Below are 16,361 nucleotides of genomic sequence, written 5' to 3' on the forward strand. Positions count from 1 at the left end.
GCAACGTGCGGAACAAGATCGAGGTTCCCTTGGCGGAACGCCGTGCCGATCGACCTGCCTTGGCGGACATGCAGATTCAGCATCTGGTGGTGCGAAGACGGGTGTGTTTCCACATCTAGCCGTGAACAAAATCGGATTCAGACGAGTCAGCGATTCGTCTCCGATTCGTTCGCCGGTTGTTCCTTAACGAAAATACCGAGTCAGATCAGAGGTTTGAGATCAATTGCCCCGCCCATGGGACAAGCGGCTTGCCTTTGCCGGTGATCATCGCCATGTGTTGGCCAAGGTCTGCCGGTGTCGAGGAGACAGGCGTCCGACAAGTTGGAGCGGTCATTGAATACCCACCCCATGATTTTGAGCGGTCGCGGCGTCTCTGCCGTTCTGGGGCCGACCAATACGGGCAAGACCCATTTTGCGATCGAACGCATGGTTGCGCACGGCTCGGGCATGATCGGCCTGCCGCTGCGCCTGTTGGCGCGTGAGGTCTATACCCGTGTGGTCGAGCGCGTCGGTGTCAAGAACGTCGCCTTGGTGACCGGCGAGGAAAAGATCAGCCCGCCGAATGCCCGTTTCTCGGTGTGTACTGTCGAGGCCATGCCCCGCGAGACCAAAGTCGCCTTTGTCGCAATCGACGAGGTGCAGCTTGCCGGCGATCTGGAGCGCGGACACATTTTTACCGACCGGCTGCTGCATCTGCGTGGCCGCGAGGAAACGCTGCTGCTTGGCTCGGCGACGATGAAGTCAATCCTGCTGCAACTCCTGCCGGGGATCACGATTGTCGAGCGACCACGCCTTTCACAGCTGTTTTATGCCGGTCAAAAGAAGATTACCCGCCTGCCCCAGAGAACGGCCATCGTCGCGTTCTCGGCCGACGAAGTCTACGCGATCGCCGAACTGATCCGCCGCCAGCGTGGCGGGGCGGCCGTTGTGCTCGGCGCGCTCAGCCCGCGCACCCGCAATGCCCAGGTCGGTCTCTATCAGGAAGGCGATGTCGAATATCTGGTTGCCACCGACGCGATCGGCATGGGCCTCAATCTTGATGTCGACCACGTTGCTTTCGCCCAGGATCGCAAGTTCGATGGCTATCAGTTCCGCAATTTGAACTCCGCTGAGCTTGGTCAGATTGCCGGTCGCGCCGGGCGGCACATCAAGGATGGCACTTTCGGGGTCACGGGACGCGTCAATCCCTTCGATGATGAGCTGGTCGAGCGTCTGGAAACGCATGTCTTCGACCCGGTCAAAGTTTTACAGTGGCGGACGGCACAATTCGACTACTCCTCGGTTACTGCTCTGCAGCGCAGTCTTGATGCCGTGCCGAGGATCGAGGGGCTGACCAGGGCCCTGCCGGCGACGGACCAGCAAGCCTTGGAGTTTCTCTCCCGCTATCCGGAGATTGCGGATATCGCAGATCGGCCTGATCGCGTGGAAAAGCTGTGGGAGGCCTGCGCTCTGCCCGACTATCGGCGCATTACGCCGGCACAGCATGCGGATCTGATTCAGAGCCTTTATTTCGATCTGGTTCGGCGCGGCACGGTGAATGAAGATTTTCTCGCTGATCAGGTCCGTCGAGCGGATCGCACAGACGGCGAAATCGATACGTTATCTGCACGAATTGCGCAGATAAGAACTTGGACTTACGTGTCGAATCGCCCCGGCTGGCTTGCCGATCCGACACACTGGCAAGAAAAGACGCGGGAAATCGAAGACCGATTGTCCGATGCGTTACATGAACGGTTGACGAAACGCTTTGTTGATCGCAGGACATCTGTGCTCATGAAGCGCTTGAGAGAGAATGCAATGTTGGAAGCTGAAATCAGTGTGAACGGCGATGTCTTCGTGGAAGGCCATGCCATGGGACAACTCTCCGGTTTCCGGTTCACGCCGATTTCCGGCATGGATGGTCCGGATGCGAAAGCCGTAGAGGCTGCGGCCCATCGTGCGCTGGCGCTGGAATTCGAAGCACGTGCTGCGCGCCTGCATGCGTCCGGCAATGGCGATCTCGCGATCGGCTCCGATGGCCTCGTGCGCTGGGTCGGTGATCCGGTTGCTCGCCTCGTTGGCACCGACCATATTCTCCACCCGCGTGTGATCGTTCTCGCTGATGAACAGCTGACCGGTGCTGCCCGTGATCACGTGGCCGCCCGCATCGAGCGCTTTGTCAATCATCACATCTCGACCGTGCTCAAGCCGCTCGACGATTTGTCGCGTGCAGAAGACCTGCAGGGTCTTGCCAAGGGTCTGGCCTTCCAGCTCGTCGAGAACCTCGGCGTCCTCTTCCGCCGCGATGTTGCCGACGACGTCAAGTCGCTGGATCAGGATGGGCGTGCGTCCATGCGCCGCTACGGCGTTCGCTTCGGCGCCTACCACATCTTCATGCCGGCGCTGCTGAAGCCGGCGCCTGCCGAGCTGATCACACTGCTCTGGGCTTTGAAGAATGACGGCCTCGACAAGGCGGGCTATGGGGATCTGATCCCGGTTCTGGCCGCTGGTCGCACCTCCGTCGTGACCGATGCGAGCTATGAGCGCATGTTCTACAAGCTCGCCGGCTTCCGCTTCCTCGGAAAGCGCGCGGTGCGTATCGACATCTTGGAACGTCTGGCAGACCTTATCCGTCCGCTGCTGCAGTGGAAGCCGGGCACGACGGCCCGTCCGGAAGGGGCCTATGACGGTCGTCGTTTCGTCACTACCACGGCGATGCTCTCGATCCTGGGCGCCACTCCCGACGATATGGAAGAGATCCTGAAGGGTCTCGGCTATCGCGCCGATAGCGTGAGTGCCGAAGAGGCAGCAGCCTTCCTCGCGGCCCAGAAGCCGAGCAGCACGGAGCCGGCAGAGGTTGCTAAGCCGGAGACTGATAGCGTCGATGATGCCGATCAGTCGACTGCTGACGGCGAGACGGAAGCGGTCACGCCCGAAGCTGTTGCCGAGACATCTGCGCCGACGGAAGCTCCTGTGGCCGACGTCGCTGCTGCGGAAGATGCCGCTGCCGCTGAGCAGACCGAGCCTAAGCCGGTTCTCTTGTGGCGCCCCGGTGGTCGTAACGACAACCAGCGTCCCGCTGGACGCCCTGCGGGTGACCGTCGTGGCGCAGGCCAGGGCCAGCGGGCTGCGGGTGGCGAACGCACTTCCTCCGCCGAGCCGCGTGGTGACCAGCGTCGCGATGACCGACGTTCTGACAACCGTGGCGAACGCGGTGACGACAATCGCGGCAAGTTTGCCGGCAAGGGTGAACGGCAGGACCGGGGCGACCGCAAGGATCGCGGCCCGCGTCCGGAGCGTGACAACAACAAGTCGCAGCCGGCTCGCTTCGAGGCGAAACCGCCCCGCAAGGAGAAGCCTGTCGATCCGGATTCACCCTTTGCCAAGCTGGCAGCACTCAAGGAACAGATGAAGAAGTGACATGGGTGACAAACAGCCACAAAGCGGTTCGCGTCAGCGCATCGACAAGTGGCTGTTCTTCGCCCGTGTGGCAAAATCACGCAGCCTTGCTCAGGAGCGTGTCTCCGCCGGTCATGTGAAGGTCAACGGTGCGACTGTTCGCCAGCCGAGCCATGGCCTCAAGATTGGTGATCGGCTCGAGATCGCCATGCCGGACCGGGATCTCGTGCTGGTCGTCAAGCTTCCTGGCGAAAGGCGCGGTCCTTACGAAGAAGCGCGCCTTCTCTACGAGGATCTGAGCCCGCCCAGGGAGAAGAAGCCCTTCACGGCACTCGAGCAGGCGGTCCGAGCTCCGGGGTCAGGTCGCCCTACCAAAAAGGAGGGCCGAGCCTTGCGGGATCTGCGTCCAGGGCTGGATTGGTCGGACGATTAGAAAATTTGTCCACCTGCGGCGGAATTGCGGATTGTTTATCCTTGCCTTGATTCCGATAACACAGTAGCTCACAACGCTGTCCGACAGACATCCGGTGGGGCGCAAGCTCCCGTTCCGGCTTTCCCAGCCTCGACGGAACACCGTGTTCGTTCTCTTCCTGTCGTTTGCGAACGTCATTCTGGAGTGCCGCATGACCTATATCGTCACTGACAACTGCATACGCTGCAAATACACCGATTGTGTCGAGGTCTGCCCGGTCGATTGCTTCTACGAAGGCGAGAACTTCCTCGTCATTCATCCGGACGAATGCATCGATTGTGGCGTTTGCGAGCCGGAATGTCCTGCTGAGGCCATCAAGCCGGATACCGAACCGGGCCTCGACAAGTGGCTCAAGATCAACGCGGACTATGCGAAGATTTGGCCAAACATCACGGTGAAGAAAGAACCGATGGCGGAAGCCAAGGAAATGGACGGCGTTGACGGCAAATTCGAAAAGTACTTCTCCGAACAGCCGGGTTCCGGCGACTGAACCTCTCGATGTCGCCAGTGTCGCCCGGCTAAGCTGCCTTAATTTTCATCTCTCTGGACAGAATCTGGCGCCGAGTGCGCCAGCTTTATGGCGCGTTGCACTAAAATATTGATTTCCTCGTCTTTTTGTGATAGCGTCTTGGAACTGTTCCACTTTGTGGCACTTCTGTGCCCTAAGCCATCACGAAAGCAACTTCACCACCGACGCGGTTCACGTGACATAGACGACACTTCGTGTCGTGTCGCCGTCGCGACGAGGGTGATGTTTTTCTGTGACGGACAGGATCAGGATGGCAGACCTTGCGGCTTCTCCATCTCATCCGGGCCTGACCGACCCGGCGCCGGCATCATGCCGGGAGCAAAACAGGGAGTGTTTGAATAGAATGACGACCCAGCAGAAGAAAAATTCCTCGGCGCGCCATGGCTTCAAAACCGGTGAGTCGATCGTATACCCGGCCCACGGCGTCGGTACCATCACCGCAATCGATGAGCAAGAAGTCGCGGGCATGAAGCTCGAACTTTTCGTCATCGATTTCGAAAAGGACAAGATGCGCCTGAAAGTTCCGGTCGCGAAGGCTGTGAGCATCGGGATGCGCAAGCTTTCCGAGACCGACTTCGTCGAGCGCGCGCTGAAGGTCGTGCAGGGCAAGGCCCGCGTCAAGCGCACCATGTGGTCGCGCCGCGCCCAGGAATATGATGCCAAGATCAATTCCGGTGACCTGATCTCCATCGCAGAAGTCGTGCGCGATCTCTATCGTGCCGAGAACCAGCCGGAGCAGTCCTACTCTGAGCGCCAGCTGTATGAAGCTGCTCTCGACCGTATGGCTCGTGAAATCGCTGCCGTGAACAAGATGTCCGAGACGGAAGCCGTTCGCCTGGTCGAGGTCAACCTCGCCAAGGGCCCGAAGCGCGGCAAGACCATCGAGGAAGACGATACGCAGGAAGAAGCCGCTTAAGCCTCTCTTCATTCAACTGCATTCCTGAAAAACCTTCGGTGTGAGCCGGAGGTTTTTTTGTGCCTTGCTTTGTGGATGATCGCTCTGAATACCAGGCAAAGAAAAACCCCGCCGAAGCGGGGTTTGACTGACTGCTCAAACCGTCCGTAATCAGTTCCGGTTTCCAAGGAAGCGGAGCATGAAGAGGAAGAGGTTGATGAAATCGAGGTACAGACGAAGGGCGCCCATAATGGCCAGGCGGCCGGCGGCGTCGCTCGAATGCGACTCGCGATAGGATTCCTTGATCGACTGGGTGTCGTAGGCGGTCAGGCCTGCGAAGATCAGTACGCCGATCACCGAGATGGCAAAATCCAGAGCGGACGAGGCCATGAACAGGTTGACCAGCGACGCGATGATCAGACCGAACAGACCCATCATCAGGAACGAACCCACGGCCGAGAGGCTACGCTTGGTGGTGTAGCCATAGAGCGACAGGGCGCCGAACGAAGCGGCCGTTACGAAGAAGGTCTGAACGATGCTTGCGCCCGTGTAGATCAGGAAGATCGACGACAGCGACAGACCCATCAGGGCCGCGTAAACCCAGAAGGTCGTCTGTGCAGCCGAAACGCTCATCTTCTCGATGCGGAAGCTCAGGAAGAAGACCATGGCGACCGGCGCCAGGATAACCAGCCACTTGAGCGGGCTCAGGAAAATGGCCTGACCGAAGCCGGTCAACTGACCGTTCGAAACGGCCATCTGAAAGGTTGCGAAGGCTGCGATACCGGTGATGGCAAGGCCGAGCGCCATCAGGTTATACACCTTCAGCATATAGGCGCGCAGACCTTCGTCGATCATCGTGGCCGACTGGGCTTGGCCCGTGCGGCTCTGATAGTTGCGAAGTTCGGACATGATTTCCTCTCTCAAAGCTCCGATGTTTGACGGTGGGGCCGGAATGACCCCCGCGCCGCTGCGAAGCCCAGCATGCGTAGCATCAATATGAGATGGAAAGGCCCGGGGAACAAGACCCGTAGCCTTAAATCGCGGTAATCATTGGCAAGCGCCGGCCTGCCGCTCTCGCTAGAGTTCCCGCAGGACGGGGGCTGCTTTCTGGCCAAGGATCCGCCAGGTGCCGGCCAGTCCGATCCCGATGGTGATAACCAGCGAGATCACGATCGTCATGACCGCTACGTCTGGAAGGAAATTCGATGGCAGTTTCATGATCTGGCTCAGCACATACCAGGCGATGCCGCCGCCGGAGACGAGGGCGAAGACGGCCGTTGCGGCGCCGAGCAGCATGTACTCGTAAGTGAACGCCCGGATGAGCATGGCGCGCGTCGCCCCGAGCGTCTTCAGGATGACGGCGTCGTGGGTACGCGCGCGATTGCCGGCGGCCAGCGCCCCGGAGAGAACCAACACCGAGGCGATGAGGGCAACGGCTGCTGCCGCACGAATGGCCGTTGCTAGCTGCCCGACCAGCTTGTCGACCATGTCGAGAGCATCCTTGACGCGTACCGTGGTAATGGTGGGAAAACGCTGCGTCACTGAGCGCAATACGGCGGCCTCGTCGGTGGCCGATGCGTTCGGTTCGATCAGCGTGGCCAGCCAGGCATGCGGAGCGCCAGCGAAAGTGTTGGGCGAAAACACCATGACGAAGTTCATCGACAGGCTTTCCCATTGCACGGCCCGGAAGTTCGAGATCTTCGCCGTGATATTCCGACCAAGTACATTCACCGTGATCGTATCGCCGATCTTCAGCCCGAGTTCCCTAGCTTCCCGCTCGGAAAATGACACAAGGGGCTCTCCGGCATAGTCCTTCGGCCACCATTCGCCTTCGGTCACGGAGCTGTTCTCAGGGATGTTGGTCGCGTAGGTCAGGCCGCGATCGCCGCGGAGGACCCAGCGGCCGCCCGGAGGCACGTCCATCTTGGCGATGTCGGTGCCATTCAGCTCAAGAATGCGCCCCCGCAGCATTGGTACTTCGACGAGCTTGCCTTCTGGAGCGAGCCCTTCGACCAGCGTGCGGAAGTCGTCGACTTCGCTGCCCTGGATGTCGACGAAGAAGAAGTTCGGGGCCCGTTCCGGCAGGCTGCCGGTCAGTTCGCGGCGCAGATTGCCGTCAATCAGGGCGAGCGCGACGAGCAGGCTGAGGCCGAGGCCTAGCGAGAGGGTGACGGAGGCCGTCAACGAGCCGGGGCGGTGAATATTGCCGATGGCAAGTCTGAGCGCTGCCGAATGGCTTCGCGGGCTGTGGCGGGCGAGCCAGGCGACCACATAGGCAACGAGGCGCAGCAGGACGAAGCCTGCGGCCATGGCGGCGAGGAAGATCGCGGCGATGCGGCGTTGATCCGAGGTGAAGATGGCCAGGGCTGCCAGCGCGCTGAGGGAGAGCGCCATCGCTAGCAGGTAAGGCCAGGACGGAAGGCCGGAGGCTTCGAAACCCTGTTCGCGGAAGAGGGCCGTGGCCGGAACTTTACGGGCATGACCGAGGGGCAGAATGGCGAAGGCGAAGGTCACCAGGATGCCGAAGATCGCTGCCAGTGCCAGGGCCTGGGGATATAGTTTTGCCTCGGCTGAGATCGGCAGGATCCCGGCAAGATAGCTTGCGGTGATCGGTGGGGCGGCGGCGCCGAGCACCAGGCCAGCGGCGATCCCGACAAGGGCGACCAGAGTGATTTGGATAAGATAAACCAGCACGACGACGGAGGCAGGAGCGCCCAGGCATTTCAGGGTCGCGATGACTGTGCGCTTTGAGTCGAGGAAGGCGCGTACCGCATTGGCGACACCGACACCGCCGACGACCAGAGCCGTCAGGCCGACCAGCGTCAAGAACTGTGAGAACCGCTCGACATTCTCGGTGAGGGCCGGGGCTGCACGATCGCTGCTGCGGATCGACCAGCCGGCGGACGGGAACTCCGCCTGGGCTCGGCTGCGGACCGTGTCCGGATTGGTCGTCGGGTCATTGTAGCGGATCTTGTAGGCATGTTCGACCAGACTGCCGGTCGCGACGAGGCCGCTTGCAAAGAGCGCCTTTCGGCTGGTGAGAAAACGCGGCGCAAAGCCAAAACCATCGGAAACCGCGTCGGGCTCGGTCACGATGGTGCCCGTGATGCGGAAACGGGCATTGCCGAGAAGAAATTCATCGCCGACCCTGCTGTTCATCCGCTCCAAAAGGAGCGGCGCGACGATGGCGCCGTAGACATCGCCGTCAGCCGCGAGCAGTTCTGCCAGAGGACGGTCGGGCGCGGCAACGAGGCGGCCGTAGAGCGGGTAGGAGTCGTCGACGGCCTTGACCTCGACCAGCGACTGGTCCGAACCATCCGCCAGCCGCGCCATGGAACGCAGCCCGGTCGTGACCGAAACGGTGCCGAAACCCTTCATGAAGGCGAGTTCTTCAGGCGTTGCCTCCCGATTGTCGAGTTCCAGCCTGATATCACCAGCCAGAAGCGATTGGCCCTCCGACGAGATGGCATCGGTGATAGCTGTCGATACAGAGTTGACCGCCGCGATTGCGCCGGTGCCGAGCGCAATGCAGGCGAGAAAAATGTAGAAGCCTCTCAGTCCGCCACGCAATTCGCGAAGCGCAATGCGAGAGGCGATTGATAGCCGCGTGGCGAAACCCGTCATGCAGACACCGTCGTCAGCCGCGCCTGTCCGGCATGGCTGTCACCGGCAATCTGGCCCGAGGCAACCCGGATCTGACGCGAGCAGCGGGCAGCCAGCGCCGTATCATGGGTGACCAGCACCAGAGTCATGCCGCGCTCCTGCTGCTTGGCAAACAGAAGATCCGCAATCTGTCGTCCGGTCTCGGTGTCGAGGTTGCCCGTCGGTTCGTCGGCAATCAGAACGGCGGGCGAGGGCGCAAGCGCGCGGGCAATGGCGACACGCTGCTGCTCGCCGCCGGACAGTTGTCCCGGGTAGTGGCTCAGTCTCTCGCCAAGGCCGACGGCTTGCAGCTCCTTGCGGGCGATGTCGAACGCGTTCCTGACGTTGGCGAGTTCGAGCGGGATGGCGACATTCTCCAGCGCCGTCATGTTGGCGATCAGATGAAAGGACTGGAAGACGATGCCGATATTGCGGCCGCGGAAATCTGCCAGCCGGTCTTCGCTGAGCGTATGGATCGGGGTGTCGCGCACGATAATTTCGCCGCTGTCCAAACGTTCAAGCCCGGCCAGCACCATCAAGAGCGTCGATTTGCCTGAGCCGGACGGGCCGACGATGCCCACCGCTTCGCCTTCGTTGATCGCGAGATCGATGCTCCGCAAAACGTGAACGGAGGCGGCGGCATTGCCAAGGGTGAGATCAGCGCTTTTCAGTTCGATGATGGTGTTTCTCACACTCGGCCATCCTATATCGTTGAGATCAAAGGTTTGCCGGTGATCGGCACTTCGGGCAATCTAGGAAGGTCGGCATGACATTTAAAGCTGCGCTGCTTCATTTCGCCGTGATGGTCTCGGCTACGCTCGTGGGGGCAACGGCGTCGCTTGCGGAGCCGCTGAAGCTGGTCGGCTTCGGCGACAGCCTCATGGCCGGTTACCAGCTGCCGCAGGAAGATGCTCTGCCGGCGCAATTGCAGCGCAATCTTGTCGCCAAAGGTCACGATGTGGTCATCACCAATGCCGGGGTTTCCGGGGACACCACGGCAGGCGGCCTGTCGCGCGTCGACTGGTCGGTGCCCGATGGGACCGACGGGGTCATCCTGGAACTTGGCGCCAATGATGCCCTGCGCGGCATTCCGCCGGAGCAGACAGCTCGCAATCTCGACCAGATCATCGCCCGCCTCAAGGCGCGCAATATTCCGGTCCTGCTCATCGGGATGCTGACGCCTCCGAACATGGGTGGCGATTACGGCAAGCGGTTCAATGCTATCTATCCCGATCTCGCAAAGAAATATGACCTGCCGCTTTATCCTTTCGTACTCGATGGCGTGATTACCGATCGTAGCCTTCTGCTTGAGGACGGCATGCATCCCAATACCAAAGGCCTTGCTGTCATGGCTGAACGCATGTTGCCCCTCGCTCAATCTTGGGTATCGAGCATCGAGGGTAAGTCGAATTAATCGCTTGCGCCTCATGCCATTGCGTGATTCGCTGTGAGCACCTGCAAAAGATTCGGGGAGCGCTCCATGCCGAGATTGTTCACTGCCCTCGAAATTCCGCGCAACGCTGCCATGAGCCTCTCATTGCTGCGCGGTGGCCTCCCCGGGGCCCGCTGGATCGATGTCGAAAACTATCACATCACCCTGCGCTTTATCGGTGACGTCGATGGTCGTACCGCAGACGAGATCGTGGACCGTCTCGATCGCATCGACCGCCCCGAATTTTCGCTTACACTCAATGGCATCGGTTCTTTCGGCTCTAAGAAGCCGCATTCGATCTGGGCCGGTGTCTCGGCGGCACCAGAACTCTACGCCCTCCAGGGGGAGATCGAGCGCATCTGCCAGCGGCTGGGCCTCGCGCCCGATCCTCGCAAGTTCACACCGCATGTGACGCTGGCTCGGCTCAAGGCCTCACGCCTTGATGACGTTGTGCACTATCTGAGCGGTCGAGGGGATTTCCAGACGTCGCCCTTCAACGTCTCTCGGTTTGTCCTGCTATCCTCGAAGGAATCGGTCGGTGGCGGCCCTTACCTCACGGAGGAAGTCTTCCCGCTCAGAGAGACGGCTGGCGCCTCGAGCTACGGCGCCAGGGGATTGCAGCCGGAAAAGAGCCTGCTGTAGTCAGCCCGTAGTTTCCTGAGCATCTGTGCAACTGCTGAACCTTGTCGGTGAGCACGAAGGTCTGAGGAGAGCGATTCATGATCCGTCAAAAACTGGATGCGGCAGCCATCTCCGCCCGCCTTTCCGAGTTGCAGGGATGGACCCTTGCGGATAATGGAACTTCCATCGAGAAGCACTTTGTTTTCAGAAATTTTTCTGAAGCTTTCGGCTTCATGACCCAGTGTGCGCTCGCTGCCGAAAAGCTCGACCACCATCCGGAATGGTCCAATGTCTACCGCAAGGTGCATGTGAAGCTGACAACGCATTCCGCTGATGGCGTCACGGAACTCGATTTCCAACTGGCCGTTCTGATGGACAGGGCGGGCCGGGACGCCGCTTGAGCGTGAACTCGAGCAATTGAATTCTCCCGTCATGGATCACATATGATTGATAGGGTCCGCACGAAAGGATCGTTGGCTCATGGATGACGTGAAGATCGGTGAAATTCTGCTTCCGGGTGACGAAGGAACCCAGGAAAAGCAGGAGGCGAAAGTTCGGCGCCGGTTCTGGCCGACCTTCAAGAAGGCGGCGCGCCAGATCCCGTTCTCACGTGATCTCGCAGCAGCCTATTATTGTGCGATAGATCGCGAGACACCACTGCGGGTTCGGGGCATCCTGCTGGCTGCGCTCGGCTATTTCGTGCTTCCCATCGATGCTGTGCCGGATGTTCTGGCCGTGATCGGTTTCACGGATGACATTGCAGTCCTGACCACGGCCTTCGCGCTTATCAACCGGCATATCAAGGAGCGGCACTACGAGGCTGCCGACCGGGTGCTTACCGATGACGCAACGCAGGCGTGATCCTGGCGCCGTGTTTGGCAAAACAAATGTCAGCCCAACTCTTGCCCGATTCTTTGCCTCTACATCCGAACGAGGACGACGCGGTGCAAAGCCGCGTTTCGCCGTATCTTGCGACGGCTGATCATGGCGACGATGCAGATTGGGACAAGAAACTGCGTCTCGTTCATGGTTTGGTAAGGTAAATTAAGTCAAACTGAACACAGGTTTTGACGATGAGCGCCCGGCCGTTCGGCTGGGCGATGGATGGAAACAACCGGCAGGAAGACATGTTCGTAAGAAGTAGCGTAGCCGCACTGGCAATCATCCTGGCGAGCAGCGGTCTCGCCTTTGCTCAATCTCCAACACGGATTGAGCAGTTCAAGGCTTGGGGTGCCTATTCCTACAAGTCCAATGGCGGCACCGTTTGCTATGTGCTGTCCGTTCCGACAACCAAGGAACCAGCCAGCGTCAATCACGGCGATATCTTCTTCGTGATCTCCCAGCGTCCGGGCCAGAACATCTCCTACGAGCCGCAGGCGATGATGGGCTACCCGATGAAGGGCGACTCCAAGGTCAATGTGACGATCGACAACAAGAACTTCGTCATGTTCGTCAAGGATACCTCGGCCTGGGTCGAAAACGCTGCTGAAGAGCCGGCCTTGGTCGCGGCCATGAAGGGCGGTTCGTCCATGACGGTCAAGGCCACCTCGGCCCGTGGGACGCCGACCAGCTACACCTATTCGCTGTCCGGTATCTCTGCCGCCCTGCAGAAGATTCAGGGCTGCAAGTAAACTTATCGATCTGATGTTTCAAAGGGCCGGCAGTCGACTGCCGGCCCTTTGTCGTTTGTCTCCCGTCCGCAGTTCGCCGACCTTGGGGTGACGGACAGCAAAAAAGCTGCTATTGGCCGCTGCAAATTAGGACATCGGGCTTTCCCCTGTCCCACATGATCCATGAATTCATACCTGCCAGCCGGGAAGCGCTCGATCGGAGCCTGCTTGCCGCTATGGCCCTGAGGTCCAGACGATGACTGTCACCGTGACGCTTCCCGAGCGGAGCCAGACTGCCACTCCGGTTCGCCCTGCTGCATTCGTCGAGAAGCCGAGCCTGATCGGCCTTGATCGCGAAGCCCTCGGTGCTGCCCTGCGGGAAAAGGGTGTGCCGGACAAGCAGATCAAGATGCGCGTCGCGCAGATCTGGAACTGGATCTATGTGCGCGGCGTCTCCGACTTCGATCATATGGCCAATGTCTCCAAGGACATGCGCGAAATGCTGAAGACGCAGTTCACCATCGCGCGTCCGGAGATCGTCGAGGAGCAGGTCTCCAATGACGGTACCCGCAAATGGCTGCTGCGCTTCCCGCCGCGCGGTGCCGGCCGTCCGGTCGAGGTCGAAAGCGTCTATATCCCGGAAGAGGGGCGCGGCACGCTGTGCATTTCCAGCCAGGTCGGCTGCACGCTGACCTGTTCCTTCTGCCACACCGGCACGCAGAAGCTGGTGCGCAATCTGACGTCAGAAGAAATCCTGTCCCAGCTGCTGCTCGCACGTGATCGGCTGGGCGATTTCCCTGACCGGGAGACACCGGTTGGCACGATGATGCCGTCGAGCGATCGCAAGGTCACCAACATTGTCATGATGGGCATGGGTGAGCCGCTCTACAATTTCGAGGAAGTAAAGAAGGCCCTGCTGATCGCAACCGATGGCGATGGCCTGTCGCTCTCCAAGCGTCGTGTCACGCTTTCCACCTCGGGCGTGGTGCCGGAAATCTACCGGACCGGCGAAGAGATCGGCGTGATGCTTGCCATTTCGCTGCATGCGGTGCGCGACGAGCTGCGCGACATGCTGGTGCCGATCAACAAGAAGTATCCGCTCAAGGAGCTGATCGAGGCCTGTCGAAACTATCCGGGCCTGTCGAATGCCCGCCGCATTACCTTCGAATATGTGATGCTGAAGGACGTCAATGACAGCCTGGAAGATGCCAAGGGCCTGATCCAACTCTTGAAGGGCGTGCCGGCGAAGATCAACCTGATCCCGTTTAATCCGTGGCCGGGCACCAACTATCAGTGTTCCGACTGGGCGACGATCGAGAAGTTTGCCGATTTCATCAATCAGGCCGGTTATGCCTCGCCGATCCGCACCCCGCGCGGCCGCGACATTCTTGCCGCCTGCGGCCAGCTGAAGTCGGAATCCGAGCGCATGCGCAAGACCGAACGCATGGCCTTCGAGGCGATGATGATCGCCGGCCACGGCGAAGACGAAGATTGAAGCCTTTCGGCGGCCTGCTCGCCAGGCGCCTTCGTCACTTCGCCTGGGTCATTAGGATCTTCACCGCGAAGATCGAGAAGACCCCGGCGAAGGTGTAGTCGATGCTGCGCAGAACCTTGCGGTTGGCCTGTAGCCAGTTCGACATGAAATCCGCCCCATAGACGATGCCGATCCCAATTGGCAGCGACAGGATGATCGACCACAGACCGAGGAAGATCAGCTTGCCCGTGACATGCGGGTCGGTAGCCGTCACGAATTGCGGTAGGAAGGTCATGAAGAAGATGATGACCTTCGGGTTCAGGAGATTGACCCAGAGCCCATTCAGGAAGGCGCCTTTCTTGGAGACGACTGCCTCACCCTCTGCCTTGATGACAAAATTCGAACCATGACGGACGGCCTGCAGCGCCAACCAGAGCAGATAGGCAGCGCCGCCCGTCTTCAGTAGCAAGAAGGCCGTCGGTGAAGCGACGATGAGCGCCGAGATGCCAAAGGCCACCAGCATGGTGTGGATCGAGATGCCAAAGCTCGTGCCAGCCAGCGTCATGAGACCGATCGCGCGGCCGTCGCGCAGGGATCGGCTGATCCAAAGCGTCATATCCGGACCAGGCGTGATGGCCAGCAGAAGGAGAGCGAGACTGAAGGCGAGAAAGACGGGAAGGCTCGGAACGAAATCCATTGATAACACCGCATGATGAAGCATCCGCGATCTGCGGATGCTTCATCCTTAGCGGCGTTCACTTGCCTTGCCAATCAGCCTTGCGGGACAGAGAGATAGGTCTTGAAGGCGTCGGCATAGTCCGGATGCCAGCGCGAGAGCGGTGGCCGGTTTTCGATGATGTCGCCAGCGGCCCAGGCGATACGCTTCTCGTCGAGCGCGCGTGGCACCTCATTGTCGGGACACAGGATGTAAAAGTCGCCACGCTCCAGGCTTTCGAGCATGAAGGCGACCGTTTCTTCCGGGGTCCAGGCGCCTGCCGGTTTCTCGGTGCGACCGTTGGCCGTCAGCGAGGTGAAGACGAAGCCCGGGATCAACAAATGGGCCGTGACGTTGCTGTCCGCCGTGTTGCGCAGTTCGTGTTGCAGGGCTTCGGTGAAGGCCTTCACGCCGGCCTTGGAGACGTTGTAGGCGGGATCACCCGGTGGCGTCGTGATGCCCTGCTTGGATCCGGTGTTGATGATGAGCGCTGCGTCCTTGTGCGCAATCATGCCGGGACCGAAGGTTCGCGTTCCGTTGATCACACCCATGAGGTTGACGCCGAGCACGTTTTCCCAATTGGATTGCGGGCCGAAGAGCGCGCTGCCCGGCTGGATGCCGGCATTGTTCATGAGGACGTGGACGCGGCCGAAGCGCTGGATGACGGCGCGCTCCAATGCCTCAAGCTCATCCAGCTTGGACACATCCGTGCCGATGGCGACCACATCGGCTTCTCCGCCAGCAGCAAGAGCCGTGACTTGTAAGGCCGCATCAGCGAGGCGATCTCCTTCGAGGTCGACAAGGACGACGCAGAGGCCCATGCTGGCAAAGGCTTTGGCCGCAGCTAATCCGATGCCGGATGCCGCGCCGGTGACCACGGCGACATGGCCCTTGGCAAGCGCTGGATGCTGGATCGTCATGGGCAAACTCCTTTAGAACCTGTGGTATTGTCTCTGGTGGCGATATGGTATCCTAGCGGAGCATCGTCAACGTGACGGCCGTCGATGGAGGATTGCTGCCGATGAACAAGATGACCACCGTGACCGTTTCCGGAGAGTTGGCGCAGTTCATCGAGGCCAGGATCGCAGCCGGAGATTACGCGTCGGAAGCAGAGGTCATTGAGGCAGCCCTTGCCCTCCTGCGCGATGAGGTGGATGGCCTTGCTGCCATCAAGTCCGCCATTGAAGAGGGCGAGGCATCCGGCGAGCCGCAGCCTTTCGACTTCGACGACTTCATTGATAGCAAACGCCGCCAGTCGGCTGCTGAATGAAGCGCCTGATCGTTTCACCCCATGCAGCGCGGGATATCGATGGGATCTTCGATTAAACGGAAGAGCGATGGGGGCTGGAACAGGCAGTAGCCTATGCGCTCGGGATAAAGATCAGCTTGCGGGCAATCTGCGAAGGTGAACGAAGCGGCCGAAAAATTCCGCAACTCTCCAAAGCCTATTTGAGCTTGGCTTACCGATCCCACTACCTCGTGTATCGTGAAACCCGACAAACGATCGTTCTCATCCGTATCCTCCATCAGCGCATGAATATTGGCCGTCATCTCTGACGCTCTCGGCCCCTCTTGCCCTTGCACACCAGCGGA

The 16,361-nt window shown here is 60.1% G+C and carries 17 protein-coding genes; 12 read left to right on the plus strand and 5 right to left on the minus strand.

What is annotated here, in order from left to right:
- Nucleotides 1-348 precede the first annotated feature (348 nt).
- The 4 genes from ASE36_RS16570 (at nucleotide 349) to ASE36_RS16585 (ending at nucleotide 5,295) form a co-directional block, all read left to right on the plus strand.
- A complete protein-coding gene (locus tag ASE36_RS16570) occupies nucleotides 349-3,399 on the plus strand; it encodes a helicase-related protein (RefSeq protein WP_062282162.1) in 3,051 nt (1,016 codons plus the stop codon).
- A 1-nt stretch (nucleotide 3,400) separates the two neighbouring features.
- Nucleotides 3,401-3,811, plus strand: a complete 411-nt coding sequence (locus tag ASE36_RS16575; protein ID WP_062282165.1) for an RNA-binding S4 domain-containing protein — start codon at nucleotides 3,401-3,403, stop codon at nucleotides 3,809-3,811.
- A gap of 190 nt (nucleotides 3,812-4,001) precedes the next feature.
- On the plus strand, nucleotides 4,002-4,340 hold the full coding sequence (gene fdxA, locus ASE36_RS16580; RefSeq protein WP_062282795.1) for a ferredoxin FdxA: 339 nt from the start codon (nucleotides 4,002-4,004) through the stop codon (nucleotides 4,338-4,340).
- Nucleotides 4,341-4,722: 382 nt separating this feature from the next.
- Nucleotides 4,723-5,295: a CarD family transcriptional regulator gene (locus ASE36_RS16585; RefSeq protein ID WP_062282169.1), complete on the plus strand. Its 573-nt coding sequence runs from the start codon at nucleotides 4,723-4,725 to the stop codon at nucleotides 5,293-5,295.
- 150 nt (nucleotides 5,296-5,445) lie between these two features.
- On the opposite strand, the gene ASE36_RS16590 is transcribed toward ASE36_RS16585, so the two are convergent.
- The 3 genes from ASE36_RS16590 to ASE36_RS16600 all read right to left on the minus strand — a co-directional run bounded on the left by ASE36_RS16590 (nucleotide 5,446) and on the right by ASE36_RS16600 (nucleotide 9,608).
- Nucleotides 5,446-6,183: a Bax inhibitor-1/YccA family protein gene (locus ASE36_RS16590; protein ID WP_062282173.1), complete on the minus strand. Its 738-nt coding sequence runs from the start codon at nucleotides 6,181-6,183 to the stop codon at nucleotides 5,446-5,448.
- Between the two features lie 168 nt (nucleotides 6,184-6,351).
- Nucleotides 6,352-8,898, minus strand: a complete 2,547-nt coding sequence (locus ASE36_RS16595; protein ID WP_062282176.1) for an ABC transporter permease — start codon at nucleotides 8,896-8,898, stop codon at nucleotides 6,352-6,354.
- The gene (locus ASE36_RS16600) at nucleotides 8,895-9,608 is read right to left on the minus strand and encodes an ABC transporter ATP-binding protein (RefSeq protein ID WP_062282179.1); all 714 of its coding nucleotides are present in this window, start codon (nucleotides 9,606-9,608) and stop codon (nucleotides 8,895-8,897) included. Before ASE36_RS16600 ends, ASE36_RS16595 begins: the two co-directional genes overlap by 4 nt.
- Before the next feature lie 74 nt (nucleotides 9,609-9,682).
- On the opposite strand from ASE36_RS16600, the gene ASE36_RS16605 reads away from it, so the two are divergent.
- The 6 genes from ASE36_RS16605 (at nucleotide 9,683) to rlmN (ending at nucleotide 14,074) form a co-directional block, all read left to right on the plus strand.
- Nucleotides 9,683-10,330, plus strand: coding sequence for an arylesterase (locus tag ASE36_RS16605; RefSeq protein WP_062282182.1), 648 nt, complete (start codon nucleotides 9,683-9,685; stop codon nucleotides 10,328-10,330).
- A 66-nt stretch (nucleotides 10,331-10,396) separates the two neighbouring features.
- On the plus strand, nucleotides 10,397-10,990 hold the full coding sequence (thpR, locus tag ASE36_RS16610) for an RNA 2',3'-cyclic phosphodiesterase (RefSeq protein WP_062282185.1): 594 nt from the start codon (nucleotides 10,397-10,399) through the stop codon (nucleotides 10,988-10,990).
- Nucleotides 10,991-11,067: 77 nt separating this feature from the next.
- Nucleotides 11,068-11,370, plus strand: coding sequence for a 4a-hydroxytetrahydrobiopterin dehydratase (locus ASE36_RS16615; protein ID WP_062282187.1), 303 nt, complete (start codon nucleotides 11,068-11,070; stop codon nucleotides 11,368-11,370).
- A 79-nt stretch (nucleotides 11,371-11,449) separates the two neighbouring features.
- Nucleotides 11,450-11,830 carry a YkvA family protein gene (locus ASE36_RS16620; protein WP_062282189.1) on the plus strand — a complete coding sequence of 127 codons (381 nt, stop codon included), beginning with the start codon at nucleotides 11,450-11,452 and terminating at the stop codon, nucleotides 11,828-11,830.
- 266 nt (nucleotides 11,831-12,096) lie between these two features.
- Nucleotides 12,097-12,600, plus strand: coding sequence for an invasion associated locus B family protein (locus tag ASE36_RS16625; RefSeq protein ID WP_062282799.1), 504 nt, complete (start codon nucleotides 12,097-12,099; stop codon nucleotides 12,598-12,600).
- 235 nt (nucleotides 12,601-12,835) lie between these two features.
- A complete protein-coding gene (gene rlmN, locus ASE36_RS16630) occupies nucleotides 12,836-14,074 on the plus strand; it encodes a 23S rRNA (adenine(2503)-C(2))-methyltransferase RlmN (RefSeq protein WP_156378693.1) in 1,239 nt (412 codons plus the stop codon).
- A gap of 34 nt (nucleotides 14,075-14,108) precedes the next feature.
- On the opposite strand, the gene ASE36_RS16635 is transcribed toward rlmN, so the two are convergent.
- Together ASE36_RS16635 and ASE36_RS16640 are read right to left on the minus strand one after the other, a co-directional pair.
- On the minus strand, nucleotides 14,109-14,750 hold the full coding sequence (locus ASE36_RS16635) for a LysE family translocator (RefSeq protein ID WP_062282191.1): 642 nt from the start codon (nucleotides 14,748-14,750) through the stop codon (nucleotides 14,109-14,111).
- A gap of 74 nt (nucleotides 14,751-14,824) precedes the next feature.
- Entirely contained in the window at nucleotides 14,825-15,688 is an 864-nt protein-coding gene (locus tag ASE36_RS16640; protein WP_062282194.1) for an SDR family NAD(P)-dependent oxidoreductase, read from the minus strand.
- 101 nt (nucleotides 15,689-15,789) lie between these two features.
- Between ASE36_RS16640 and ASE36_RS16645 the strand changes: the two genes are divergently transcribed.
- Together ASE36_RS16645 and ASE36_RS23300 are read left to right on the plus strand one after the other, a co-directional pair.
- On the plus strand, nucleotides 15,790-16,038 hold the full coding sequence (locus tag ASE36_RS16645; RefSeq protein ID WP_062282197.1) for a type II toxin-antitoxin system ParD family antitoxin: 249 nt from the start codon (nucleotides 15,790-15,792) through the stop codon (nucleotides 16,036-16,038).
- A 116-nt stretch (nucleotides 16,039-16,154) separates the two neighbouring features.
- Nucleotides 16,155-16,325, plus strand: coding sequence for a type II toxin-antitoxin system RelE/ParE family toxin (locus tag ASE36_RS23300; protein WP_413813667.1), 171 nt, complete (start codon nucleotides 16,155-16,157; stop codon nucleotides 16,323-16,325).
- Nucleotides 16,326-16,361 lie beyond the last annotated feature (36 nt).

The organism is Rhizobium sp. Root274, assembly GCF_001429245.1.
Taxonomy (GTDB): Bacteria; Pseudomonadota; Alphaproteobacteria; order Rhizobiales; family Rhizobiaceae; genus Allorhizobium.

Coding starts and splice junctions, on each gene's coding strand:
- ASE36_RS16570 (WP_062282162.1), top strand. CDS start 349: ATGATTTTGAGCGGTCGCGGCGTCTCTGCCGTTCTGGGGCCGACCAAT.
- ASE36_RS16635 (WP_062282191.1), bottom strand. CDS start 14,750: ATGGATTTCGTTCCGAGCCTTCCCGTCTTTCTCGCCTTCAGTCTCGCT.
- ASE36_RS16605 (WP_062282182.1), top strand. CDS start 9,683: ATGACATTTAAAGCTGCGCTGCTTCATTTCGCCGTGATGGTCTCGGCT.
- ASE36_RS16645 (WP_062282197.1), top strand. CDS start 15,790: ATGAACAAGATGACCACCGTGACCGTTTCCGGAGAGTTGGCGCAGTTC.
- ASE36_RS16615 (WP_062282187.1), top strand. CDS start 11,068: ATGATCCGTCAAAAACTGGATGCGGCAGCCATCTCCGCCCGCCTTTCC.
- ASE36_RS16590 (WP_062282173.1), bottom strand. CDS start 6,183: ATGTCCGAACTTCGCAACTATCAGAGCCGCACGGGCCAAGCCCAGTCG.
- ASE36_RS16575 (WP_062282165.1), top strand. CDS start 3,401: ATGGGTGACAAACAGCCACAAAGCGGTTCGCGTCAGCGCATCGACAAG.
- fdxA (WP_062282795.1), top strand. CDS start 4,002: ATGACCTATATCGTCACTGACAACTGCATACGCTGCAAATACACCGAT.
- ASE36_RS16595 (WP_062282176.1), bottom strand. CDS start 8,898: ATGACGGGTTTCGCCACGCGGCTATCAATCGCCTCTCGCATTGCGCTT.
- ASE36_RS16640 (WP_062282194.1), bottom strand. CDS start 15,688: ATGACGATCCAGCATCCAGCGCTTGCCAAGGGCCATGTCGCCGTGGTC.
- rlmN (WP_156378693.1), top strand. CDS start 12,836: ATGACTGTCACCGTGACGCTTCCCGAGCGGAGCCAGACTGCCACTCCG.
- ASE36_RS16625 (WP_062282799.1), top strand. CDS start 12,097: ATGTTCGTAAGAAGTAGCGTAGCCGCACTGGCAATCATCCTGGCGAGC.
- ASE36_RS16620 (WP_062282189.1), top strand. CDS start 11,450: ATGGATGACGTGAAGATCGGTGAAATTCTGCTTCCGGGTGACGAAGGA.
- thpR (WP_062282185.1), top strand. CDS start 10,397: ATGCCGAGATTGTTCACTGCCCTCGAAATTCCGCGCAACGCTGCCATG.
- ASE36_RS16585 (WP_062282169.1), top strand. CDS start 4,723: ATGACGACCCAGCAGAAGAAAAATTCCTCGGCGCGCCATGGCTTCAAA.